At 68.8% G+C, this 22,461-nt stretch carries 19 protein-coding genes and 1 rRNA gene; 7 read left to right on the top strand and 13 right to left on the bottom strand.

Annotation, left to right across the window (positions count from 1 at the left end):
- The first annotated feature begins 5 nt into the window (after nucleotides 1–5).
- Nucleotides 6–1,055 (top strand): aminotransferase class V-fold PLP-dependent enzyme, encoded by a 1,050-nt coding sequence (locus tag ACFQ9K_RS42330; protein WP_378721459.1) that lies wholly within the window; start codon nucleotides 6–8, stop codon nucleotides 1,053–1,055.
- Nucleotides 1,056–1,065: 10 nt separating this feature from the next.
- On the opposite strand, the gene ACFQ9K_RS42325 is transcribed toward ACFQ9K_RS42330, so the two are convergent.
- Both ACFQ9K_RS42325 and ACFQ9K_RS42320 read right to left on the bottom strand, forming a co-directional pair.
- Nucleotides 1,066–1,926, bottom strand: a complete 861-nt coding sequence (locus ACFQ9K_RS42325; protein ID WP_378721458.1) for a fumarylacetoacetate hydrolase family protein — start codon at nucleotides 1,924–1,926, stop codon at nucleotides 1,066–1,068.
- On the bottom strand, nucleotides 1,923–2,804 hold the full coding sequence (locus tag ACFQ9K_RS42320; protein WP_378721457.1) for an amidohydrolase family protein: 882 nt from the start codon (nucleotides 2,802–2,804) through the stop codon (nucleotides 1,923–1,925). The genes ACFQ9K_RS42325 and ACFQ9K_RS42320 overlap by 4 nt, the downstream gene beginning before the upstream one ends.
- A gap of 40 nt (nucleotides 2,805–2,844) precedes the next feature.
- Here ACFQ9K_RS42320 and ACFQ9K_RS42315 point away from each other — a divergent pair, with 40 nt between their 5' ends.
- Nucleotides 2,845–3,513 carry a FadR/GntR family transcriptional regulator gene (locus ACFQ9K_RS42315; RefSeq protein ID WP_378721456.1) on the top strand — a complete coding sequence of 223 codons (669 nt, stop codon included), beginning with the start codon at nucleotides 2,845–2,847 and terminating at the stop codon, nucleotides 3,511–3,513.
- A gap of 8 nt (nucleotides 3,514–3,521) precedes the next feature.
- Here the strand turns inward: ACFQ9K_RS42315 and ACFQ9K_RS42310 are convergent, their stop codons facing one another.
- Genes ACFQ9K_RS42310 through ACFQ9K_RS42285 form a run of 6 tightly spaced genes read right to left on the bottom strand, consistent with a single transcriptional unit; the run spans nucleotide 3,522 to nucleotide 9,680 of the window.
- Complete coding sequence (locus ACFQ9K_RS42310; RefSeq protein WP_378721455.1) at nucleotides 3,522–4,436, bottom strand: aldo/keto reductase; 915 nt, start codon at nucleotides 4,434–4,436, stop codon at nucleotides 3,522–3,524.
- Entirely contained in the window at nucleotides 4,429–4,758 is a 330-nt protein-coding gene (locus ACFQ9K_RS42305) for an L-rhamnose mutarotase (protein ID WP_378721454.1), read from the bottom strand. The genes ACFQ9K_RS42310 and ACFQ9K_RS42305 overlap by 8 nt, the downstream gene beginning before the upstream one ends.
- Nucleotides 4,759–4,760: 2 nt before the next feature.
- Entirely contained in the window at nucleotides 4,761–5,759 is a 999-nt protein-coding gene (locus ACFQ9K_RS42300) for an ABC transporter permease (RefSeq protein ID WP_378721453.1), read from the bottom strand.
- On the bottom strand, nucleotides 5,756–7,252 hold the full coding sequence (locus ACFQ9K_RS42295; RefSeq protein WP_378721451.1) for a sugar ABC transporter ATP-binding protein: 1,497 nt from the start codon (nucleotides 7,250–7,252) through the stop codon (nucleotides 5,756–5,758). The genes ACFQ9K_RS42300 and ACFQ9K_RS42295 overlap by 4 nt, the downstream gene beginning before the upstream one ends.
- Nucleotides 7,249–8,346: a sugar ABC transporter substrate-binding protein gene (locus tag ACFQ9K_RS42290; RefSeq protein ID WP_378721450.1), complete on the bottom strand. Its 1,098-nt coding sequence runs from the start codon at nucleotides 8,344–8,346 to the stop codon at nucleotides 7,249–7,251. Before ACFQ9K_RS42290 ends, ACFQ9K_RS42295 begins: the two co-directional genes overlap by 4 nt.
- Entirely contained in the window at nucleotides 8,343–9,680 is a 1,338-nt protein-coding gene (locus ACFQ9K_RS42285) for an enolase C-terminal domain-like protein (RefSeq protein WP_378721470.1), read from the bottom strand. Before ACFQ9K_RS42285 ends, ACFQ9K_RS42290 begins: the two co-directional genes overlap by 4 nt.
- A 213-nt stretch (nucleotides 9,681–9,893) precedes the next feature.
- Between ACFQ9K_RS42285 and ACFQ9K_RS42280 the strand changes: the two genes are divergently transcribed.
- On the top strand, nucleotides 9,894–10,670 hold the full coding sequence (locus ACFQ9K_RS42280; protein WP_378721448.1) for an SDR family NAD(P)-dependent oxidoreductase: 777 nt from the start codon (nucleotides 9,894–9,896) through the stop codon (nucleotides 10,668–10,670).
- Nucleotides 10,667–11,899: an alpha-hydroxy-acid oxidizing protein gene (locus tag ACFQ9K_RS42275; protein ID WP_378721447.1), complete on the top strand. Its 1,233-nt coding sequence runs from the start codon at nucleotides 10,667–10,669 to the stop codon at nucleotides 11,897–11,899. Before ACFQ9K_RS42280 ends, ACFQ9K_RS42275 begins: the two co-directional genes overlap by 4 nt.
- Nucleotides 11,900–11,901: 2 nt before the next feature.
- On the opposite strand, the gene ACFQ9K_RS42270 is transcribed toward ACFQ9K_RS42275, so the two are convergent.
- Both ACFQ9K_RS42270 and ACFQ9K_RS42265 read right to left on the bottom strand, forming a co-directional pair.
- The gene (locus ACFQ9K_RS42270; RefSeq protein WP_378721446.1) at nucleotides 11,902–12,969 is read right to left on the bottom strand and encodes a diacylglycerol kinase; all 1,068 of its coding nucleotides are present in this window, start codon (nucleotides 12,967–12,969) and stop codon (nucleotides 11,902–11,904) included.
- Nucleotides 12,966–13,760 carry an SDR family oxidoreductase gene (locus ACFQ9K_RS42265; RefSeq protein WP_378721445.1) on the bottom strand — a complete coding sequence of 265 codons (795 nt, stop codon included), beginning with the start codon at nucleotides 13,758–13,760 and terminating at the stop codon, nucleotides 12,966–12,968. Before ACFQ9K_RS42265 ends, ACFQ9K_RS42270 begins: the two co-directional genes overlap by 4 nt.
- 125 nt (nucleotides 13,761–13,885) lie before the next feature.
- On the opposite strand from ACFQ9K_RS42265, the gene ACFQ9K_RS42260 reads away from it, so the two are divergent.
- Both ACFQ9K_RS42260 and ACFQ9K_RS42255 read left to right on the top strand, forming a co-directional pair.
- Nucleotides 13,886–14,764 (top strand): helix-turn-helix domain-containing protein, encoded by an 879-nt coding sequence (locus ACFQ9K_RS42260; RefSeq protein WP_378721444.1) that lies wholly within the window; start codon nucleotides 13,886–13,888, stop codon nucleotides 14,762–14,764.
- 313 nt (nucleotides 14,765–15,077) lie between these two features.
- Complete coding sequence (locus ACFQ9K_RS42255; protein ID WP_378721443.1) at nucleotides 15,078–16,364, top strand: DUF2786 domain-containing protein; 1,287 nt, start codon at nucleotides 15,078–15,080, stop codon at nucleotides 16,362–16,364.
- A 2-nt stretch (nucleotides 16,365–16,366) separates the two neighbouring features.
- On the opposite strand, the gene ACFQ9K_RS42250 is transcribed toward ACFQ9K_RS42255, so the two are convergent.
- Nucleotides 16,367–17,380, bottom strand: a complete 1,014-nt coding sequence (locus ACFQ9K_RS42250; RefSeq protein WP_378721442.1) for a LysR family transcriptional regulator — start codon at nucleotides 17,378–17,380, stop codon at nucleotides 16,367–16,369.
- 153 nt (nucleotides 17,381–17,533) lie between these two features.
- Between ACFQ9K_RS42250 and dnaE the strand changes: the two genes are divergently transcribed.
- Nucleotides 17,534–21,073, top strand: coding sequence for a DNA polymerase III subunit alpha (dnaE, locus tag ACFQ9K_RS42245; RefSeq protein ID WP_378721440.1), 3,540 nt, complete (start codon nucleotides 17,534–17,536; stop codon nucleotides 21,071–21,073).
- A gap of 3 nt (nucleotides 21,074–21,076) precedes the next feature.
- Here the strand turns inward: dnaE and ACFQ9K_RS42240 are convergent, their stop codons facing one another.
- Nucleotides 21,077–22,210, bottom strand: coding sequence for a hypothetical protein (locus ACFQ9K_RS42240; protein ID WP_378721439.1), 1,134 nt, complete (start codon nucleotides 22,208–22,210; stop codon nucleotides 21,077–21,079).
- 160 nt (nucleotides 22,211–22,370) lie between these two features.
- Nucleotides 22,371–22,461, bottom strand: a 5S ribosomal RNA gene (rrf, locus tag ACFQ9K_RS42235); the annotation flags it as partial.

Here is a 22,461-nt window from a genome sequence, read left to right as displayed (position 1 = left end):
TAAGTATGTCCTCCCTTGCGCCCAACGAGTTCTCGACCGAAGTCACCTACCTCAATACCGCCTCGTTCGGGCTGCCGTCCGCGCGTGCGCTGACCGCCCACCGCGAGGCGAGCGCGCGCTGGGCGGCGGGCCGCGGCGGTCCGATGTCGAACGACTACCTCATCCCCGCGCTGCGCGAGTCCTACGCCCGGCTGCTGGCCGGGGCCACCGCCGACGATATCGCGCTCGGCAGCGCCGCCTCGCAGTTGATCGGGCCGGTCGCGGTGGCGCTGCCGCCGGGCGCCGAGGTACTGGTGGCCGAGGGTGAGTTCTCCTCGGTCACCATGCCTTTCCTGCACCGTGGCAATCTCGCGGTGCGGGTGGTGCCGCTGGAGCGGCTGGCCGAGGAGGTCCGGCCGGAGACCGCGCTGGTCGCGGTGAGCGTGGTGCAGTCGGCGGACGGGCGGATGACGGATCTGCCGACGCTACGGGCGGCGACCCGCGCGCACGGCGCGCGGCTGCTGGTGGACGCGACGCAGGCGGCGAGCTGGCTGCCGTTGAGTTTCGCCGACGCCGACTACTGGGTGTGCGCGACGTTCAAGTGGTTGATCGGCGCGCGCAGCGTCGCCTTCTTCGCCGCGGGACCGGAGGCGACCGAGTCGGTACGGCCGGTCGGGCCCGGCTGGTACGCGGCCGCCGATCCGTGGGCCGAGCTGTACAACGCGACCGCACTGCCGACCACCACCCGGCGCTTCGATTCCACACCGGACTGGCTCGGGGTGATCGCCGCGAGCGCGGGCATCTCGCTGATCGAGGAGCTGACCATCGAGAAGATCAACGCGCACAACCTCGACCTGGCCGACCGCTTCCGCGCCGGGCTGGCCGAGCTCGGCCTGTCCGCGGTGGCGAACCGGTCGCCGATCGTCAGCGTGCCCGGTGCGGGCGACGCGGCGCCGCGACTGGAGCAGGCCGACGTGATCACCTCCGCGCGCAACGGCGGGCTGCGCTTCTCGTTCCACCTGTACAACACCGTCGAAGAGGTGGATCGGGCGCTGGAAGTGCTTGCCGCGCACTGATCGACCGGGTTCACGTCGGCGCCGCGGCGGTGTCACGGCAGCGCTGCCTGGCCCGGCCGATACCCTCGATCTCGACCTCGACCACGTCGCCCTCACGCAGATACGGATAGCGGCCGGAAAGCGCTACGCCCTCGGGAGTTCCGGTGTTGACCACGTCGCCGGGTTCGAGGACGGCGTACTGCGAGAGATGCCAGACCAGGTAGCCGACGTCGAAGATCAGGTCGGCGGTGCTGGAGTCCTGGCGCGGTTCGCCGTTCACGAACGACCGCAGCCGCAGGTTTCCCGCGTCGAGCTGATCGCGCGGCACGAGGGCGGGGCCGAGCGGGTTGAATGTCGCGCAGCACTTGCCTTTCGACCATTGCCCGCCCGATTGTTCGAGCTGGAAGGCGCGTTCGGAGACATCGTTGGAGATGGTGTATCCGGCGATGTGCCGCAGCGCCTCGTCGACGGAGTCGAGGTAGTGCGCGCGGCGCCCGATCACCACGGCCAGTTCCACCTCCCAGTCGGTCTGCCAGGAGCCGCGCGGGATCAGCACGTCGTCATAGGGGCCGACGACCGTGTTCGGGGTCTTGAAGAACAGCACGGGGGTTTGCGGCGGGGCCGACCCCGATTCGGCGGCGTGCGCGGCGTAGTTCATGCCGATGCACCACACCGCGTGCGGGCGGGCGATCGGGGCGCCGACGCGCTCGCCGGTGATGTCGACGCGTGCAAGCCGGTCCGCGGCCAGTGCCGCGGCGACGGCCGCGATGCCGTCCGCGGCGAGGAAGTCACCGTCGATATCCGCGGTGAGCGGGCGCAGGTCGTAGGCGTGGCCGCCGTCCAGCACGATCGGTCGCTCCGCGCCCGGTTCGCCGATGCGCTGCAACTTCATTCGGGTACTCCTTCGGTCATCCACGGGTTGGCGAGGGGTAGTCGGTACGTGCGCACGGCGACATCGGTCAGCACTCGGACGCGGTCGGCCGGCGTCAGCCGAGTCAGCGTGCCCATCGTGGTGTGCCAGACGGTCCGGTACGACGCCGCGGTGAGCGTGAACGGCCAATCGCCGCCGACCATCAGCCGCCCGGGCCCGAACACCGCCAACGCGTGGTCGACGTAGGGTTGCCAACGGGCAGAGCTGATTTCGGCGCCGGAGACCGTGGCGAGCCCGGAGATCTTCGCGACCACGTTGGGCTGGGCGGCCGTCTCGGCGAGCAGGTCGGCCCACGGTTGCCATCCACCGGTCGCGATCGGCGGCTTGCCCAGGTGATCGAGGACGATGGTCAGCTCGGGGTGCGCGCGGGCGATCCGCGGCACCTGGGCGAGCAGATCGGGCCGTTCGGCCACCGCGTCGAAGCTGAGACCGGCCTCGGCAAGGAGCGCGAGACCGGCCGAAACCTCCCTGCGCAGCAACCATTTCGGATCCGGATCACGGTGGATCATGTGCCGGACGCCGACGAATTCCGGTCGCGCGCGCAGGCTGGGCAGTTCGGCGGCAACGACATCCGGTCGATGCAGCGGCAGCCAGCCCACCACGGCCGCCGGGTATGGCGCCGCCGCCGCGGCCGCCAGCAGCGCCCGATTCTCGGCCAGCGAGTCGGACGCCTGCACCAGCACGACAGCGCCGACCCCGTGCTCGGTCAGCTCCGGCTCAACGTCCGCGAGGGTGTAATTCCGGTATAAAACATCCGATGTTTCGGTTAACCAGTCGTACTCGACGTTGAACATTCCGCCGTCTATCCGCCAGATATGGACATGGGAGTCTACAGTCATCGGAGGCATACGTTCACATTCCCGAAGGCGAAGGAAACAGGTGTCGGTCACCGACGACGCGATAGCGAAGATCAAGGCGATGATCATCTCCGGCGACCTGGAGCCGGGGGCGCGACTGCCAAGGGAGGCGGACCTCGCCGCGCAACTCGGTGTCTCGCGCAACTCGTTGCGCGAGGCGGTCCGCGCGCTCTCGCTGGTCCGGATCCTGGACGTGCGACAGGGCGACGGCACCTACGTGGCGAGCCTGGAGCCCAAGTCGCTGCTGGACGCGATGAGCTTCCTGCTCGAATTCCATCAGGACGACTCGGTATTGGACATCCTCGGCATCCGGCGCATCCTCGAGCCGGCCGCGACCGCCCTTGCGGCGCAATCGATGCCGGAGAACGGGATCGCGCACCTGCGCACGCTGGTGGTGCCGGAGACCCACTCGGTGACCGAGCTGGTCGCGCTCGATCTCGAGTTCCACGCCGCGATCGCCGCCGCCTCGGGCAACAAAGTGCTTGCCTCGCTGCTGGATTCGCTGTCCTTGCCGACCATGCGGGCGCGGATCTGGCGCGGCATCACCGAGGAGAAGGCATTCGAGCGCACGGTGGCCGAGCACCGCGGGATCTGCGACGCGATCGCCGCCCGCGACCCCGAGCTGGCGCATGCCCGCGCCCTCGCGCACGTAGCCGGCGTGATGGAGTGGCTGCGACGCGCGGCGGTCTGACCAGTGGCTCATGCGATTCCGTCCAGGTGGTGCCAGAGGGCTTCGGGGACTGGGGTGTTGAGCATGGCTATGGTGTCTTCTACCTCTGTTTTTGTGCCTGGGCCGATGACTGTGGCGGAGACTGCGGGGTTGCGGCGCGGGAATTGGAGGGCGGCGGCGCGCAGGGGGACGTCGTACTTCGCGCAGAGCCGGTCCATCGCCCGTGCGCGTTCGATGACGGGGCCTCGGGCGGGCCGGTAGTCGAAGGTGGCTCTGCGCAGCGGGTCGGCCAGGATCCCGCTGTTCAGGACGCCCGCGACGAGCACTCGAATGCCTCGGTGGGCGCATTCGGGCAGTAGCTCGGCTTCCGCGCGCCGGTCCAGCAGCGTGTATCGGCCGGCGATCATCACGTGGTCGATGGCTGTCTCGCGGACGAAGCGCAACGCCACGTCCACATCGTTGACGCCGACTCCGATGCCGGACACAACGCCGGCGTCGCGCATCCGCACCAGTTCGGGCATCGCGCCGGCGAGCGTTTCGGCTTGATACTCGTCCGGATCGTGGATCAGGAGCAGGTCTACCCGGTCCAGGCCGAGGCGCGCCAGCGAATCGGCCAGGGACTGGCGCACCCCGGCGGCCGAATAGTCCCGTCGCCGTGCGCGTTTCGGCGCTCCGTAGAAATCGTCGACACCGTCGGGCACGGACGGGTCGGCGTAGAGCAGACGGCCGACCTTCGTCGACACCGTGTACTCCGACCTGGACCGCAGAAACCGCCCGAGGCGCTCCTCGCTGCTGCCCGCGCCATAGTGCGGCGCGGTGTCGAACGCGCGAATGCCTGCGTCCCACGCCGCCGCCAGACCCGCCTGGGCGTCGTCCTCGCTCACCGCACGGAACAGGCCCGCGTAACCCGCTCCGCCCAGCACGATGTCGGCTACGTCATTCATCCGAACCGCCAGGGGGATTCAGCTCCCACATCACCGGCAACGGTGCGTCGACGGCCGAATAGTCGTGTACCGCTTCGAGATACTCGTTGATCCGCGCCTGCCATGCGATGTTGACCGGCAGTTCCGCCAACCGGCTCAGCAGCAGATCGTAAGCGGCACAGTCGATCACGTGGAACAGGTCGGTTCCGCTGCGCCAGATGGTCCAGGACGTGGCCCCGGCATCGGTGATCGCGGCGACGAGTTCGGTCGGCACCGCACGATGAGCAGCCGCGTAGTCGGCCTCGGCACCGGGTTTCAGCTTGGTGTGCAACGCGATTCGCATACTCACTCCTGCCGTCGGCCGCTGGCCACGCGGGTGATCACCAGGGCGACCAGGATCAGCGCGCCGTTGATGAACTTCAGCGAATCGGCGCTGACTCCGCCGTAGGACAGCAGCTTCTGGATCAGCGTGAGGATCAGGACGCCGAAGAACGCGCCGAGCACCGAACCGCGCCCGCCGTTGAGCGCCACCCCGCCGATCACGCAGGCGGCGAACACCTGGAAGATCATCCCGTCGCCCTGGCTCACCTGCACGCTGGCGAACTGCCCCGAGTAGATGAGCCCGCCGATCGCGGCGAGCCCGCCCGCGACGATCAGCACGGCGATGACCACGTTGTCGGTGCGGATGCCCGCGGCCCGCGCCGCGGCCTCGTTGCCGCCGACGGCGTACAGCGCCCGCCCGGCCGTGGTGTAGGTGAGCACGAGATAGCCGGCGAGGAACAGCGCCAGACAGAGCGCCACGTCGACCGGCACGCCCATTATCCGCGTGTTCCCGAGCCATTCGACCGACGGCGGGATCTTGGTGAGGGTGAAGCCCTCGGTGAGGAACGTGAGCAGCCCGCGCAGCGCGATGAGCATCGCCAGCGTCACGATGAAGCCGTTCAACCCGAACCGGACGATCAGCACCCCGTTCAGCGCGCCGACCGCGAGGCCGACGAGCAGCGCGATCGGAATGGCCATCCACGGTGCGGTCCAGGTGTAGGCACCGACCTTCGCGGTACCCATGGTCGCCCAGATGGCGATGCCGGGGGCGAGCCCGAAGGTCGACTCCAGCGACAGGTCCATCCGGCCGACCACCAGCACCAGCACCTCGGCCAGCACGATCAGCGCGATACCGCTCATCGAGGTCAGCACATTGGTCAGATTGGCCGCGGAGACGAAGTTGGTGTTGATGAAATACCCGACCACCAGCACCAGCAGGATCGGCGGCACGAGCAGGAAGTCGCGCAGCGCACCCCAGCGCACCGCGGCAGGGAAGCGCCGGGTCGGAGCGATCGCGGTCATGACAGTCCTTCCATGGCCGCGACGAGTTCCTTGTCGCCCCAGCCCTGCTCGAATTCCTGAACGATCCGGCCCTGCACCATCACCAGGACCCGATCGCAGTCGCGCAGATCGTCCAGCTCGTCGGAGACGACCAGGACGGCGGTCCCCCGGTCCGCGGCATCGCGCACCACCCCGCGCAGCGTCTCCTTCGACCGGACGTCCACGCCCGCGGTCGGCGTGATCAACACCAGGACCGCGGGGTCGGTGGCGAGCGCACGGGCGAACACCACCTTCTGCTGATTGCCGCCGGACAACTCGGCGACACTCTGATCGGGCCCCTCGGTCTTGATGCCCAGATCGTCGATTGCCCTGCCCGCCACCGCGTTTCGGGTCCGGCGAGACAGCAGTCCCAGGCGGCCCAGCCGACGCGGCACGGTCAGCGTGGCATTGTCGGCGACGCTCATCTCCGGGATCAGCCCCTCGTCGTGCCGGTCGCGCGGCACGAATCCGATGCCCGCGCGCAGCGCGGCGTGCACACCGCCGCGGCGCAGCCGGGCGCCGGACACGACAATGGAACCGGCTGCCGCCCGGTGCAGGCCGACGATGGTCTCGGCGACCTCGATCCGGCCGCTGCTGCCGCCACCGGCGAGGCCGACGATCTGCCCCGGCTTGACCTCGAACGTCACGTCGTCGAATATGCCTGCCCGAGTAAGCCCTTCGACCCGTAGCGTCGGCGCGGCCGACGCATCCGGAGCGCGCCGCGCGACCGGTGTCTCGAGCTCGACCGAGTCACCGGTCATCGCCGCGATGAGTTCCCGCTTGCCCAATTCGGCGACCGGCGCGGTCACCACCTGCCTGGCGTCCCGGAAAACGGTGATGTCCTGGCAGATTTCGTAGGTCTCGTCCAGGTGGTGGGAGATGAACAGAAAGGTGACACCCTGCTTCTGCAGGTCCTCGATGCGGCCGAACAGCCGCTTGATCGCCGGTCCGTCGAGTTGCGCGGTCGGCTCGTCCAGGATGATGAAACGCGCACCGTGCGAGAGGGATCGCGCGATCTCGACCAGCTGCCGATGCTCCACCGACAGATCCCGGGCGACGGTATCCACGTCGACCGGCACCGACCAGGTATCGAGCAGCGCGCGGGCGCGCCCACGCACCGTGCGCCAGTTGATGATTCGGCCGCCGAAACCCTGACTGTTGACGAACAGGTTCTCCGCCACCGACAGATCCGGGATGATCGTCGACTTCTGATACACGCACGCCACCCGGGACCGCCAGGCGTCCCGGTCGGCGGGTGACGGCGCCGGGAGACCGTTGAACCGCACCTCCCCCGCATCGGGGGTCTCGAGCCCGGTCAGGATCGACACCAGGGTCGACTTCCCGGCACCGTTGCGCCCGACCAGGGCGTGCGTGCGGCCCGCCGCGACCCGCAGGCCGACCCGGTCGAGCGCGATCACGTTGCGGCCGAACCGTTTCGACACGTCGATCGCCTCGGCGATCGGTTCGCCGGTCATCCGCCGTGACCCCACAGACCGGGCGCGGTGGTGTTCACCGTGTCGAGTTCACCGACCTTGCCGCCGGTCCGGGTGACCACGGGCGCGGACAGCTGGTCCTCGAGCGTGCCGCCGACGCCGGTGTCGATGATCGTCGAGCCGTGGTCGGTCGGCCCCGGGGCGAACGTGCGGCCGTCGACGGCGGCCTTGGCGTAGAAGGCCGCGTACTGTGCGTACAGGTCGGCGGGCTGCGAGATGGTCGCATCGATCTCACCCGCCTCGATGGCGTCCAGTTCGGCCTTGATGCCGTCGTTCGACACGATCGTGATGTGGCCCGGCGCACCGGCTTTCACCAGTTTGCCGCTGCGCCGCAGCAGCGCCATCGTCGATTGCAGGAACACCCCGCCCGCCTGCATGTAGATGCCGTTGATGTCGGGGTCGGTGAGCAACTTGTCCTGGAGGCCGGAGACGGCGCGGTCGCCCTTCCAATCGGTCGGGATCTCGATCACCTTGATGCCGGGGTATCGCGTCCTCATACACTCGGCGAACGCCTCGGACCGATCGCGCCCGTTGATCGAACTCAGGTCACCCTGGAACTCGACGACTTTGCCTGTGCCCTTCAGGGTTTCACCGAGATAGATACACGACTTGGTGCCGTACGCCCGATTGTCCGCGCGCACGACCATGTACACGCCGCCGCTGTCCGGCCGGGTGTCCACGCTGACCACCGGCACGTTCTTCGCGGCCGCCGCGGCGAGGGCGGGTTTCACCGCCGCGGTGTCCTGCGGCGCCATGATGATCGCCTTCACGTTCTTGGACAGCAGGGTGTCGACATTCGATTTGAGCCGGTTGGCGTCGTTGTCGGAGGACGTGTTCTCCAGCTTCACCCCGGCGGCAGCCGCTTTCGGGCCCAGATAGCCCGCGTAGGCGCTCCAGAAGTCGGAGTCCGAGCGGGGCTGGTCCGCGCCGACGAGCACGCCGTTGTCCGCGCCGCTGCCCACGGTGACGGCCGGGGCGCCGGGGCCGGTGCCGGTGGACTCCCGGGAACAGGCGGCGCCGGCGGCGATGACCAGTGTGGCGCCGAGGGCTACGCCGATGCGGCTGGCGGTTTTCATGAGTTCTCCTGCTGTCGGGTCGGGCGGGCCTGCGGATCCGCGCGCCACGCGGCTCCCGTCGGATACGTGTAGTCGCGCAATGATTCCGGCCGCATCTCCGCGCTGAAGCCGGGCTCGCGCGGGGCGAGGTAGCGACCGCCGGCCACGCGCACCGGATGCCGGAAATGCTCGTGCAGATGGTCGACGAATTCGATCGCCCGGCCCTCGATGGTGCCGGTGATCGCGATGTAATCGATCATCGCCAGATGCTGGACCAGTTCACACAGCCCGACGCCGCCCGCGTGCGGCACCACCGGAACGCCGAACTTGGCCGCCAGCAACAGGATTGCCAGATTCTCGTTCACGCCGGCCACCCTGGCCGCGTCGATCTGCAAGATGTCGACCGCGCCCGCTTGCAGCAGTTGCTTGAACAGGATCCGGTTCTGGCCGTGTTCGCCGGTCGAGATCCGCACCGGCGCGACCCTTCGACGGATCGCGGCGTGGCCGAGGATGTCGTCCGGGCTGGTCGGTTCCTCGACCCAGGCCGGATTCGCCGGCGCCAGCCGGGAAATCCAGTCCACGGCGGCGTCGACGTCCCAGCGCTGGTTCGCGTCCACGGCCAACCCGATGTCGGGTCCGATCGCCTCCCTGGCGACCTTGATCCGGCGCACGTCCGCGTCGACGTCGCGGCCGACCTTGATCTTGATGGTCTCGAACCCATCGGCCACCGCCTGCCGCGCCAGCCGGGCCAGCTTGTCGTCGGAGTAGCCGAGCCAGCCCGGTGAGGTCGTATACGCCGGATATCCGATGTCTACCAGCCGGGCGGTGCGCTCTCGCTTCCCCGGCTCGGCGCGGCGGAGGATCTCCAGCGCCTCGCCGGGGGTGAGCGCGTCGGTCAGATAGCGGAAGTCGATCAGGTCCACGATCTGCTCCGGCGACATCTCGGCGACCAACTGCCACACCGGTTTTCCCGCAAGCTTCGCGGCCAGATCCCACGCCGCGTTGAGCACCGCGCCGACCGCCATGTGCATGACGCCCTTCTCCGGTCCGAGCCAGCGCAATTGGGAGTCGGCGGCGAGATCGCGGGCGAATCCTCCGAGGTTCTCGGCGATTTCGGCCACCGAGCGGCCGAGCACCAGGTGCTCGAGCGACTGGATCGCGACCCGCTGCACGTCGTTGCCGCGCCCGATCGTGAACGCGAATCCGTGCCCCTGCGGACCCGCCGGATCGTCGGTCCGCAGGATCACGTAGGCCGCCGAATAGTCGGGGTCGGGGTTCATCGCGTCCGAGCCGTCCAGCTCGCGCGACGTCGGGAACCGGACGTCGAAGGTGTCCAGCGCCGTGAGGTGCGCCATGGGGAGATCCTCGTTCCAGATAGTGATCTGGGTCACGACTATACATCGGATGTCTAATCGCGCAATGGGAGAATGAAGATTCGTCAATCCTGGTTGCGCAGTGGCAATCTGGCGCGAGCCACGCGGATTGATGTTATGTTCGCCGCAGTTAAACATCGGATCTGTCCGGTGCCGTGCCTCGCGCACCGGAACCGAGGTGAGAAGGTGGTCGGTATGTCGTCGCATGATCCGCTCGACGGACTGGTAGCTGTGGTCACCGGAGGTGCGTCCGGCATCGGGAAGGCGGTCACCGAGGCGCTCGGCACGGCGGGCGCGCGCGTGGCGGTGCTCGATCTGAATCCCGGCGACGGCCCGGCGGCCGCATTCCGTTGCGATGTCGCCGATGACGATTCGGTGCGTGGCGCGATCGCGGGCGTCGTCGACACCTTCGGCCGGCTCGACATCCTGGTCAACAACGCGGGCATCGGCGCGCAGGGCACCGTCGCGGACAACCCCGACGACGAATGGCGGCGGGTGTTCGAGGTCAACGTGTTCGGCACGGTGCGCGTTTCCCGCGCGGCACTGCCCCATCTGCGCCGATCCCCGGCCGCGGCGATCGTGAACATCTGCTCGATCGCGGCCACCACCGGATTGCCGGACCGAGCCGTCTACAGCGCGAGCAAGGGCGCGATCCTCTCGCTCACCCGCGCGATGGCCGCCGACCACCTGCGCGAGGGCGTGCGGGTGAACTGCGTCAACCCCGGCACCGTCGACACACCCTGGGTGCAGCGACTATTGGCGTCCAGCGCGGACCCCGACGCCGAGCTGGCCGCGCTCCGGGCCCGCCAGCCACACGCGCGGCTGGTCACGGCGCAGGAGGTCGCCGGGGCGGTCACCTACCTGGCCGGTCCGGCGGCCGCGTCCATCACCGCGACCATGCTGGAGGTCGACGGCGGAATGCATTCCCTGCGGTTGCGGACGGCGGCGCAGGTGGCCGGGGCCGCGCGATGACCGCGCGCAGGCTGCCGCGACCGCGCGAGCTCGCGCCGCTGGTCAGGTTCGAGCGGCCGTTCGGCGGCCGGGCGCGCAAACTCGCACGCGCGCAGACGATCTGGGACCTGCGGGAGCTGGCACGCAGGCGCACGCCGAAGGTCGCGTTCGACTACGCCGACGGTGCCGCCGATGCCGAGCTGAGTCTCGCGCGGGCGCGGGAGGCGTTCTCCGACTTAGAGTTCCAGCCGGCGATCCTGCGCAATGTCGCCGCGGCCGACCCTTCGGTCCAGGTGCTCGGCCGTACTTCGGCGCTGCCGTTCGGCATCGCGCCCACCGGGTTCACCCGGATGCTGCACACGGCGGGCGAGCTGGCCGGGGCGCGGGCGGCCGAACGCGCGGGCATCCCGTTCACGCTGTCCACGATGGGGACCGCCGCGATCGAGGACGTCGCCGCGGGGACCGGCACCAACGCCCGCAATTGGTTTCAGCTCTACATGTGGACCGACCGCGATCGCTCGTCGGCGCTGGTCGAACGGGCCGCGCAGGCGGGATTCGACACCCTCGTCGTCACGGTCGACGTGCCGGTGGCGGGAAACCGGATGCGCGACGTGCGCAACGGAATGACGATCCCGCCGTCCCTCACGCTGACCGGCGCGTTCGACGCCGTGCGCAAGCCACGGTGGTGGTGGGACTTCCTCACCACCGAACCGCTCTCGTTCGCCTCACTGGACCGCTGGTCGGGCACGGTAGCCGAGCTGATCGGCGTCATGTTCGACCCGACCGTCACCTTCGACGACCTGGCCTGGATCCGGGCGACCTGGCCGGGCAAGCTGCTGGTGAAGGGCGTGCAGACGGTCGAGGATGCCAAGCGCCTGGCCGGGCTCGGCGTCGACGGCGTGGTCCTGTCCAATCACGGTGGGCGCCAACTGGATCGCGCGCCCGTTCCGCTGCACCTGCTGCCCGGCGTGGTGCGCGAGGTGGGCGACGACGTGGAGATCCACCTCGACACCGGCATCATGCACGGTGCCGACATCGTCGCCGCGCTCGCGCTCGGCGCGCGCTTCACCCTGATCGGCCGGGCCTACCTGTACGGGTTGATGGCCGGCGGCGAGGCCGGGGTCGACCGCGCCGTCGACATCCTCCGCACGCAGATCGTCCGGACCATGAAGCTGCTCGGCGTCGGCTCGGCCGAGGAGCTGGAGCCGGCGCACGTGCGGCTGCTCGAGCGGTATCGCGCGCGCGAATAGGATTACCGCTGTGCGGGTTTGGTGATCAGCGGCAGATCGAGGGCGGTCAGGATGCCCGCGGGCGCCTCGACCACCGCGGGAATGGCGTTGACGATGCGCATGGCGGTGGCGAGCAGGGTGGCGTGGTTGTGGTCGCCGTGGTGGCTCGACGTCACCAAATCCATGGCGTAGCTCGGTTCGCCGGTGATCTCCACCCGGTAGGAGCCCTCGTGGTGAGCGGGTTGCGGCCAGTCCGGGCACAGGTCGGGGTGTAGTCGGGTGACGTGCTCGAGGACCGTGACCGGGGTGTCGCCGACCATGCCGCGCACCTCGAAACGCAGTGCGGCAGCGGTGCCTTCGGCGATGTGGCCGGTGGCTATGTCGAACGCGTGGGTGGCCGGGACGCGCTGGTAGGTCTCGGTGACCGCGTCCAGGGTGACGCCGATGCCCGCCGCGAGCTGGCGCACGGTGCCGCCCCAGGCGAGCGACAGCACGCCGGGCTGGAGCAGCATCGGGATGTCGTCGAGCGGTTTGCCGAAGCCCATGATGTCGAACATGACTTCGCGATTGTCGTAACTGGCGTAGTCGACGATCTCGATGCAGCGGAGCTCGTCGATCCGCAGGCAGGTGCCCGCGAGCGCAAGCGGCATCAGGTCGTTGGCGAAGCCGGGATCGATGCCGTTGACCCACAGCGACGAATCGCCCTGCGCGGCCGCCTCCTGGATCGGCTTCAACAGCTCGTCGGGCAGGACACCGTAGGGGTACTGGAAGAACACCGGGGCGCACGCGACCACATTGATTCCGGCGCTGAGGATCCGTTGCAGGTCGCCGATGGCGTCCATCAGCCGGTTGTCGGTCATCGAGCAGTAGACGACGCAGTCGGGTTTCGCGGCGAGGATCGCCTCGGTGTCCGTCGTCGCGGCCACGCCGACCGGATGCTCCAGTCCGGCAAGGCTTCCGGCGTCCTCGCCGTCCTTTTTCGGGCCGGAGACCCAGACGCCGGTCAGTTCCAGGTCGGGGTTGGCGATGACGCCGGCCAGGGCATGCCTGCCGACATTGCCGGTGCCCCACTGCACTACGCGATAGGTCATGTCAGATCCGGAATCGGGAGGTCGAGGTTCGGGGTGATCAGGCCGCCGTCGGGTTCGAGGATCTTGCCCGTGACGTACTTGCCGGCCGGGGACACCAGGTAGAGGGCGGCCGCGGCGATGTCTTCGGGATCGCCGATGCGTTGCAACGGTGTCTTGGTTTCCAATTGGGTGCGCATCGCGTCGTTGCTCGCGACGATCTCCAAGGCGGAGGTCAGGATCGAGCCCGGCGCAATGGCATTCACCCGGATGCGCGGGTTCAGGTCCAGCGCAGCGAGTTTGGTGTAGTGCGCGAGGGCGGCCTTGGCCGTGCCGTACGCCGCGAACGCGCGGCCGGGCAGCCGCCCCATGGTGGAGGTGATGTTCAGAATCGAACCGCCGCCCGCGGTTTCGAGGATGCGCGGCACCGCGGCACGGACCAGGGCGTGTGCGTTGGTGACGTTGAAATTGAACGCGTCCACCAGCGCCTGCGGGGTGGTGTCGAGCAGCGGGCACGGCATGGCGCCGCCGACATTGTTCACCACGATGTCGAGCCGGCCGAACCGCTCCACCGCGATCGCGGCCAGCGCCGCGCTCGCCTCGATGTCGCTGAGGTCGGCCGGCACCACGTGCGCCTGCCGGCCCGCCGCGCTCACCCGCTCGGCCACCTCGTCCAATTGGCTCTTGGTGCGGGACGCGATGACCACGTCCGCGCCCGCCTCGGCGAAGGCCACCGCGATCGCCGCGCCCAGACCGCGGCCCGCGCCCGTCACGATGGCGACCTGGCCGTCTATGCGGAACCGATCCAGAATCATTCGCGCTCCATCCATGCCGTGCGCGATCCCGCGCCGCCCTGCGGGTGTCGAATATTCGACAGTGAATGCACTAATATTCGACACATAGTAGGTCGACCGCCCGAGCAGAAACAAGGGGTTCCGTCATGCCGGACCGCTCCGCCTCCCCACCGACCCGCCGCGTCGTGGACATCGTTTCGCTGCTCGCGACGACCACCGAACCGATCAGCGTCGCGGGGATCGCCGAACGACTCGACATCGCCAGGGCAACCGCGACCGCGATCCTCGCCGAGCTCGATGCGGCAGGCTGGGTCGGCCGGGACGCGTATCGGGGTTACGTGATCGGGCCGGCCCTGGCCGGGCTGCACGGCACCGCGCTCCCCCACGGCGTCGGCGCGATCCTCGCGACACTCGCCGCGCGCACCGGCGCCGGGGCGACGTTCAGCCGGATCGAGCCCGACCGGCTCACCGTGCTCGATGTCCGGCACGGTACCGACCGGGTCGTGCCGGGAATTCCGGTCGGACATCGCATTCCACTCCAGTTCCCGGCCGGGGCGAGCGTGATGCCGTGGCGTTCGGCGAGCGAGCAGAACGCGTGGACGGCGACCGCCGCCGGCGCCGATCGGCGCACGGCCGGTACGCTGCTCGCCCTCGTGCGCGACCGCGGGGTCGCCGTCTTCCGGCCGCGCGCCGACGACGCGGGACTGGTGGACCTGCTCGCCGATCTGCTCGGCGCGGTGGGATCCGAACTGCTGCAACCACATCTGCGCACCCGTGCGCTCCGGCAGCTCGCCGCGCTCACGTCGCGACCGTTCACCAGGGCCGAATTGGATTCCGACGAAGCGCTTCCGGTGAGCTACCTCGCCGCACCCGCCTTCGACGCGACCGGTACCGCCGCCTACGAGGTGCAGCTCGGCCCGCTGCGCGCCGAGGCGACCAAACCCGAACGGGACGAATACATTTCGGCGACCCTCGACGCCGCGCACCAACTGACCACCGCGCTTTCGCAGGCGGCACGCAGTTGATCGGACAGGCAGGATCACGCCGATCACGCCCGGGCGTTCCTTCCATGGCTACCGCGCACGGCAATGCCGGCCTGGACAAGGCACGCAGCATCTACTTCGACGATCCGACACCGACGATGGTCCGGTCCTGGAGCACGAGCAGGACGACCTGACCCGGCACCTCGGCTGAATGGCCCGCAATCGGACGCGATCGCCGAATACCTGCGGCGGGGCCGCCGCCGACTGACCCGACCGGGCGGCGTGACCGCGAGTCGGTGGGCTGCCCTATCGTTGCCAGGTGTTCGGCGCTGCTGGAACGTGGACGGGGGTGAGCATGGGTAAGCAGAATCGGCGCAAGCGCACGGGGCGGCGACCGGAGACCGGCGCTACCTGGTCTACGCAACAAGAGTCCGCGGCTCCGGTAGACGCGGAACAGATCGCCACTGCGTTGACGGCCGCCGCCATGGAGACCGCGCAGGGCGCTTCGGCGGCCGCGCGGCACTGCGCGACGGCACTCGCCGGGCACGGGCCGCTGCGCGCACAGGTGGAGCACGGCGCGGATCTCGCCGGTCAGCACCTCATCACCCGGGTGTTCCGGAACGGCTGGCTGCCCGAGGACGTGCACCAGGCGGCACGGCGGCACCTGGACGAATACGCGGTAGCGCTGCTGACCGACCTGATCGCCGCATACCTACGGCCGTTCGCCGACGCATCGGTTGACGAGACGTGGCGCGCGCAGGTCGACGCGCTCGATGCCGCCGTCTGGTGGTCGTCCACGGCACCACACCTCGGGCAGTGGGCGGCGAAGCAGTTGCTGACTCCGGTCGAGGCGGTCACCACCGTGGTCCAGGCGCTGGCGCTGCTGATCCGGCTGCCCCGGCTCGAACTCATTCGTCCGCTGCCCGGCACCGCGCGACCGAGCGCTGCCGCGCCGCACCATGTCGACGCGAAGGTCCTGAGCCGGGTCCGCGGGTTGCTCGCGAAGGCCGAGTCGACCACGTTTCCGGATGAGGCCGAGGCGCTTTCGGCGAAAGCGCAGGAGTTGATGACCAAGTACGCCGTGGATCGCGTGCTGGTCGATGCCGACACCTCCATGCCCGATCTTCCCGGCGCGGCGCGGATATGGCTCGACACGCCCTATGTCGACGCCAAGGCGCTGCTCGCCGACGTGGTCGCCGGTGCGAACCGTTGCCGCGCGATCTTCGCCTCGGCGTGGGGATTCATGACCATCGTCGGCGACGACGCGGACCTGGAGGTCGTGGCGATGCTGACGACCTCGCTGCTGGTCCAGGCCACCAGGGCGATGATCGCCAGCGGCAACCAGGCCGAGCGCAGCGCCGACTCGCGCAGTCGTGCCTACCGCAAGTCGTTCCTCATCGCCTATGCCACCCGAATCGGCGAACGGCTGGCCGCGGCGGCCGCGGCCACGATCGCCGAATCCGCGGACGCCGAACGATTGCTACCGGTTCTCGCCTCGCACCAGCTGAAGGTGGACAAGGCCTTCGACACCTTGTTTCCGGCGGTACGCAACCGTGGTGTCTCGATCCCCAATGCCAACGGCTGGGACGACGGTCGCGCCGCCGCCGACAACGCCGAACTCGGCGCGCGCGGCCGGAAGTAGCGTCACACGGCACCCGTCGGGGCGAGTCCGCCCGCGGCGAACACGGCACGATCGAGGTCGGGTATCCAGCAGTCGGCCGCGATATCGCTGTTGTAGTTCGCCCGGAAGTGGCTGATCAGCGCGGGCAGGTCGGGATGGGTGTTGGTGATGTCCCACAGGAACGCGTGCGGATAGGCCGGCGTGGGGTCCACGATCGGCACCCGCCGAATATGCGGGTGCCATGGGCTTTTGAATCCGTCACCGCTGAAGGTGGCCAAGGTATCGGACGCGGCGATCCGGTCGACCAGCAGCTCGATCGGCGCGGGCCCGCGCGTGGCGTCGGGGTTGCCGAGCACGTCGGGCCTGCGCGTGGCGTCGATCGGGACGCCGCTGAATTCGCTCAGATCCCGGTAGTAGTCGGACCATTCCGACGGCACCGCGGCGCCGGGCACCCAAACGGTGCGGGCGCGGAGGTCGGCGAGCCGCACCGCGGGCCGCCCGGCGAGCGGATGATTGCGGCCGACCAGTAGGTGCAGCGGCTCCAAATAGGCCGGGGCGGCGGCAATCTGGGCAGGCAATGGTCGCGGCCCGCCGTGCGCCCTGGCAAACGCCGCGTCGGCGCGACCGCTCAGCAAGGCGTCGCGCGAGGTGGTGAACGCGTTCGACAGGACGATCTCGGTATCGGCGCCGGGATGGCGGTCGAGATAGAACTGCAGGGCCTGCATCGCCGCCTGTCGCTCACCGAGGACGGCCACCCGCAACGGGCCCGGGTTGTCCCGCACGGCCGCGACCGCCTCGCCGGCCATGGCCAGCAACGATCTGGCGTGCGGTAGCAGCCGGAGACCCGCGGTGGTCGGCGTGATCCCGGTGTGGATCCGCTCGAACAACGTTGCGCCCAACTGGGTTTCCAGCTTGACGATCCGTTTGGAGACCGCCTGCTGGCTGAGCCCGAGCACATCGGCGGCCAGACTGAACTGACGATGGTCGGCCGCGGCGACGAATGCCCGGACGGCGGCCAGATCGAGGTCTGCGGTCACCTCGATATACAACCATCAGTTGTGCCGCCAAGCATGTCTATTGTTCGACGCGCCCTATTTCACCTGGTCACATGAGTCCGAAAGCTGTGGCGCCCCGGCCCTTCGGACAACCGGACGGTCGACGCCACTCTCGTCGAGGGCACAGGTGATCCGATGACAGGCACGTCTTTCGTGCATCTCCACAACCACACCGAGTACTCGATGCTCGACGGCATGGCGAAGATGGGTCCGCTGTTCGCCGAGGCCGAACGTTTGCGCATGCCCGCGGTGGCGATGACCGATCACGGCAACATGTACGGGGCCGCGGAGTTCTTCCGGCAGTCGAAACGGTCGGGAGTCAAGCCGATCATCGGGATCGAGGCGTACGTCGCGCCCGAGTCCCGGTTCTCGAACAAGCGAGTGTTCTGGGGCGATCCGGCACAGAAGGGCGACGACGTGTCGGGTTCCGGCGCGTACCTGCATCTGTCGATGTTCGCCAGAAACGCGGTCGGCCTGCGCAATCTGTTCAGGCTGTCGTCGCTGGCGTCGTTCGAGGGACAGCTGGGCAAATGGCCGCGGATGGACGCGGAGCTGATCGCCGAGCATGCCGAGGGCATCATCGCCACCACGGGCTGCCCGTCCGGTGAGGTGCAGACGCGCCTGCGGCTGGGACACTTCGACGCGGCCTACGCCGCGGCGGGCCGCTGGCGGGAGATCTTCGGGCCGGAGAACTTCTTCCTCGAGCTGATGGATCACGGGCTGACCATCGAACGCCGGGTCCGGGAGGATCTGCTGGCGGTCGGCGCGAAGGTCGGCTTGACGCCGCTGGCGACGAACGACTGTCACTATGTGCTGCGCGAGCAGGCGGCGGCGCACGAGGCGATGCTGTGCGTGCAGACCGGGAAGACGCTGTCGGATCCGACCCGGTTCCGGTTCGACGGCGACGGCTACTACCTGAAGTCCGCGGCGGAGATGCGGGCGCTGTGGGACGAGGAGGTTCCCGGCGCGTGCGATGCCACCCTCGCCGTGGCCGAGCGGGTGGAACCGTACGACGAGGTGTGGGAGTTCCGGGACCGGATGCCGGTGTTCCCGGTGCCGGAGGGGCACACCGAGGACAGCTGGCTGCGCCGCGCGGTCGAGGCCGGGCTGCGCTGGCGGCTGCCGTCCGGGGTTCCCGAAACCTACCGCCGCCGAGCGGAATTCGAGCTGGATATCATTCGGGACAAGGGATTCCCGGCGTACTTCCTGGTGGTCGGCGATCTGGTGGCGCACGCCCGGCAGGTGGGGATCCGGGTAGGGCCTGGCCGCGGTTCGGCGGCCGGGTCGCTGGTCGCCTACGCGCTGGCGATCACCAATATCGACCCGATCGAGCACGGACTGCTGTTCGAGCGGTTCCTCAACCCGGAGCGGCCGTCGGCGCCGGACATCGATATCGACTTCGACGACCGCCGGCGCGGGGAGATGATCCGCTACGCCACCGACCGCTGGGGTGCGGACAAGGTCGCCCAGGTGATCACCTTCGGCACGATCAAAACGAAGGCGGCGATCAAGGACGCCGCGCGGGTCAATTTCGGCCAGGCCGGATTCGCCATCGCCGATCGCATGACCAAGGCGCTGCCGCCCCCGGTGGCGGCCAAGGACATCTCCGTCGCGGGCATCACCGACCGAAACCACGACCGGTACGGCGAGGCCGCCGAGCTGCGCGCGCTCATCGACAACGACCCGGATGTGCGCCGAATCTATGATACCGCAGTGGGATTGGAAGGGATCGTCCGCGGCGCAGGCGTGCATGCGTGCGCGGTCATCCTGTCCAATGAGCCGCTGCTCGACACCGTTCCGCTGTGGCGGCGGCCGCAGGACGGCGCGATCATCACCGGCTGGGACTACCCGTCGTGCGAGGACATCGGCCTGCTCAAGATGGACTTTCTCGGGCTGCGCACGCTGACCGTGATCGGGGACTGCCTGGACAACATTCGCGCCAACCGCGGTATCGACATCGACCTGGACACCCTCGCCCTCGACGACGGGCAGGCCTACGCGATGCTGGCCCGCGGTGACAATCTCGGTGTGTTCCAAATGGATTCGGCGGGCATGCGGGAGCTGTTGCTCCGCATGGCGCCCACCGAGTTCAACGACCTGATCGCCTCCAACGCGCTGTACCGGCCCGGCCCGATGGGGGTCGGCGCGCATTGGGCCTACGCCGATCGCAAGAACGGCCGCGAGGCGGTCACCCCCATTCATCCCGAGCTGGACGAGCCGCTGCGGGACATCCTGGCCGAAACCTATGCGCTGATCGTCTATCAGGAGCAGATCATGCAGCTGGCGCAGCGGGTGGCCGGGTACTCGCTCGGCCAGGCCGATCTGCTGCGTCGCGCGATGGGCAAGAAGAAGCCCGAGGTGCTCGCGCTGGAATTCGAGAACTTCCGCGCCGGCATGCGCGACAACGGGTACGGCGACGGAGCCATCACCGCGCTGTGGGACGCGGTGCTGCCGTTCGCCGGCTACGCCTACAACAAATCGCATGCCGCGGGCTACAGCCTGGTCATGTACTGGACCGCCTACCTGAAGGCGAACTACCCGGCGGAGTTCATGGCCGCGCTGCTCACGTCCGTCGGGGACGACAAGGACAAGTCGGCGATCTATCTGGCGGATTGCCGTAAGCGCGGTATCCGGGTGCTCTCGCCCGATGTCAATCACTCGGTGGGCACGTTCTCCAGTGTGGGAGCGGATATTCGGTTCGGGCTCGGCGCTGTCCGCAATGTGGGCGAGCCCGTGGTGGCGGCCGTCATCCAGGCTCGGGAGCGGGGCGGGGCGTTCACCGGTTTCTCCGACTACCTCGCGAAGGTCGACGCGATCGGCTGCGCCAAACGGGTGGTCGAATCGCTGATCAAGGCGGGCGCCTTCGACTCGCTCGGTCACCCGCGCCAAGGGTTGCACCTGATCCACGACGCGGCCGTCGACGCGGCGATGAACACCAAGAAGGCCGCGGCGCGCGGGCAATTCGATCTGTTCGCCGCCGATAGTGCGGGCGCGGAGACGCTCGGTTCCGTTTTCGAGATCCCGGTGCCGGACCAGGAATGGGACAGTAAACAGCTGCTCGGTTTCGAACGGGAAATGCTGGGGCTCTACGTTTCCGGTCATCCGCTCGACGCGGTGGCCCCGCTGCTCGCCGCGCGGTGCGATACCCCCATCGTGACGATCACCGAGGGGCGGGTGCCGCACGGCAGGCAGATCCTGGTCGGCGGCATCGTGGCGGCGATCGATCGACGGGTGACGAAGAAGGGCGAGCCGTGGGCCATCGTGCGGGTGGAGGATCTGGACGCGAGCACCGAGGTTCTGTTCTTCCCCGCCGCCTATGCCGGCGCGGCGGCCAGTCTCGTCGAGGACGCCGTCGTGGTGGTCGCCGCCCATGTCAGCGTTCGGGAGAACCGGCTTTCGGTGCTGGGCGATCAGGTCACGGTTCCCGATCTGGGCGGGCTCGCCGCGGGACACCCGATCACCGTGACGATTCCGGTCTCCGCCTGCACCGCCGAGAACGTGCGCACGCTGCGCGAGACGCTCGAGCGCCACGCCGGACCGGTAGCGGTGCGGATCAGGCTGGTCGGCAAGGCCGGGCCGCAGTTGCTCGCGATCGACCCGCGATTCCAGGTCACCAGCTCGCCGGCGTTGATGGGCGAGCTCAAGGCGTTGTTCGGGCAGGCCTGTCTGCTGTAGTCGCTATTCGGCCTGGTCGAAGGGCGTGGGGCTGTGGCCGGTCCAGCGATACAGGTGGGCGGTGCCGGTCTGTTTGGTGCTGCCACCCGATTTCGTGGTTCCGGACGTGGCGACGTAGTAGCGGCCATCGCCGAGCGCGATCAATCCGTAGGGGGCGTGGAACTGCCAGCCACGGGTGCCGGAACTGTCGTCCCGCTGACCGCCAGGTGCGAGCGAGAGCACCTGCGCCTGTTCAGGCCGGGGCTGTCCGATCAGCGGTTGGCGTTGCGGCTGCTGCTTCGCCTCGACCATGAAGAACGGATAGTTGGGGAACTGCGGCTTCTTGCCCGGATAGACGGCCAGGAACCAGTTGCCGGTGTGCCGATCGAACTCGAGGTTCTGCACGCCGAAGGTGGTGTTTCCGGTGCGGACGAAGTACTTCCCGTCCGGGGTCGCCGGCCCGCTGGTGTGCGGGGAACGCTGAGTGAGCGGGCGCTCGTACTCGCGCCAGCGACTGGTGTCGTACTGGAGGATGACCTGATAGTCGTTGTCGGTGCGGCTGGTTTCGGAATAGATCCCGTAGGCGACGGTGAGTTTCGGGTCGCCGTCGAGGCTGCCGAAGGCCGGGCCGAATGCCACGCCGTCGATGCCGCTGCAGCCGTAGCGGTGGTCGGGGGTGTCGGCGGTGTCGCCGTCGAATTTGCCGTCCCCGTTCATGTCCGCGGTGTAGTCGGCGACCACCTCGCGCAGATACACCGTGGTGACGATGCCGGTGGATTCGGCGTTGAGGTTCCGCTCGGTGATCCGGTCGACATCGATGATGGCGATGTAGAACGCCTGCGCGGCTTTGTATTCCAGCGAGCCGTAGACGCGGCCGTCGCGCTCGTCGAAGGCCAGGTCGCCCAGGTGGCCGGTGAATCCGGTGAGCGTGCCGATCACCGTGCCGTGCAGGTCGGTCTTCACCAGCAGGTCGGTGAAGGAGAAGTACATGAACCCCTTGCGGGTGTCGATCGCGATGCCCTGCACGTGGCCGGATTTCCAAGCGCCGCCGGATATTTCGGTCGGCAGCTGCTGGACCTCCGCGCCGGCCGACGGCAGTGCGGTCAGCGCCGCCGCGAACAGGGTCAGCACTCCGAGCCGCAGTAACCGGGCGAACATCGCACACCTCCATCGTCGAACGACGTCGATGTCGTGACGCTAGGGTGGCGAACCGACCGGGTATCGACTATGCGGAGAACAGCATTCGACGAATCGGTGAGCGAAGGGTCGGAAAACGACGAAAGCCCCTGACCGAAGTCAGGGGCTTTCGTGAAGGATGTTCCGGCGGTGTCCTACTCTCCCACACCCTGTCGAGTGCAGTACCATCGGCGCTGGCAGGCTTAGCTTCCGGGTTCGGAATGGGACCGGGC

This window comes from Nocardia sp. NPDC056564 (assembly GCF_042793755.1).
Taxonomy (GTDB): domain Bacteria; phylum Actinomycetota; class Actinomycetes; order Mycobacteriales; family Mycobacteriaceae; genus Nocardia.
The sequence above is the reverse complement of the archived record's forward strand: the minus strand, read 5'-3'. Positions and strand labels throughout refer to the sequence as shown.

Excerpts from the sequence above, each read along its gene's own strand:
- ACFQ9K_RS42285 (WP_378721470.1), bottom strand. The coding sequence starts at position 9,680 with ATGGCGCACCTCACGGCGCTGGACACCTTCGACGTCCGGTTCCCGACG.
- ACFQ9K_RS42270 (WP_378721446.1), bottom strand. The coding sequence starts at position 12,969 with ATGACCTATCGCGTAGTGCAGTGGGGCACCGGCAATGTCGGCAGGCAT.
- ACFQ9K_RS42265 (WP_378721445.1), bottom strand. The coding sequence starts at position 13,760 with ATGATTCTGGATCGGTTCCGCATAGACGGCCAGGTCGCCATCGTGACG.
- dnaE (WP_378721440.1), top strand. The coding sequence starts at position 17,534 with ATGACAGGCACGTCTTTCGTGCATCTCCACAACCACACCGAGTACTCG.
- ACFQ9K_RS42310 (WP_378721455.1), bottom strand. The coding sequence starts at position 4,436 with ATGAATGACGTAGCCGACATCGTGCTGGGCGGAGCGGGTTACGCGGGC.
- ACFQ9K_RS42240 (WP_378721439.1), bottom strand. The coding sequence starts at position 22,210 with ATGTTCGCCCGGTTACTGCGGCTCGGAGTGCTGACCCTGTTCGCGGCG.
- ACFQ9K_RS42295 (WP_378721451.1), bottom strand. The coding sequence starts at position 7,252 with ATGACCGGCGAACCGATCGCCGAGGCGATCGACGTGTCGAAACGGTTC.
- ACFQ9K_RS42255 (WP_378721443.1), top strand. The coding sequence starts at position 15,078 with ATGGGTAAGCAGAATCGGCGCAAGCGCACGGGGCGGCGACCGGAGACC.
- ACFQ9K_RS42275 (WP_378721447.1), top strand. The coding sequence starts at position 10,667 with ATGACCGCGCGCAGGCTGCCGCGACCGCGCGAGCTCGCGCCGCTGGTC.
- ACFQ9K_RS42325 (WP_378721458.1), bottom strand. The coding sequence starts at position 1,926 with ATGAAGTTGCAGCGCATCGGCGAACCGGGCGCGGAGCGACCGATCGTG.
- ACFQ9K_RS42330 (WP_378721459.1), top strand. The coding sequence starts at position 6 with ATGTCCTCCCTTGCGCCCAACGAGTTCTCGACCGAAGTCACCTACCTC.
- ACFQ9K_RS42260 (WP_378721444.1), top strand. The coding sequence starts at position 13,886 with ATGCCGGACCGCTCCGCCTCCCCACCGACCCGCCGCGTCGTGGACATC.
- ACFQ9K_RS42300 (WP_378721453.1), bottom strand. The coding sequence starts at position 5,759 with ATGACCGCGATCGCTCCGACCCGGCGCTTCCCTGCCGCGGTGCGCTGG.
- ACFQ9K_RS42290 (WP_378721450.1), bottom strand. The coding sequence starts at position 8,346 with ATGAAAACCGCCAGCCGCATCGGCGTAGCCCTCGGCGCCACACTGGTC.
- ACFQ9K_RS42320 (WP_378721457.1), bottom strand. The coding sequence starts at position 2,804 with ATGACTGTAGACTCCCATGTCCATATCTGGCGGATAGACGGCGGAATG.
- ACFQ9K_RS42280 (WP_378721448.1), top strand. The coding sequence starts at position 9,894 with ATGTCGTCGCATGATCCGCTCGACGGACTGGTAGCTGTGGTCACCGGA.
- ACFQ9K_RS42305 (WP_378721454.1), bottom strand. The coding sequence starts at position 4,758 with ATGCGAATCGCGTTGCACACCAAGCTGAAACCCGGTGCCGAGGCCGAC.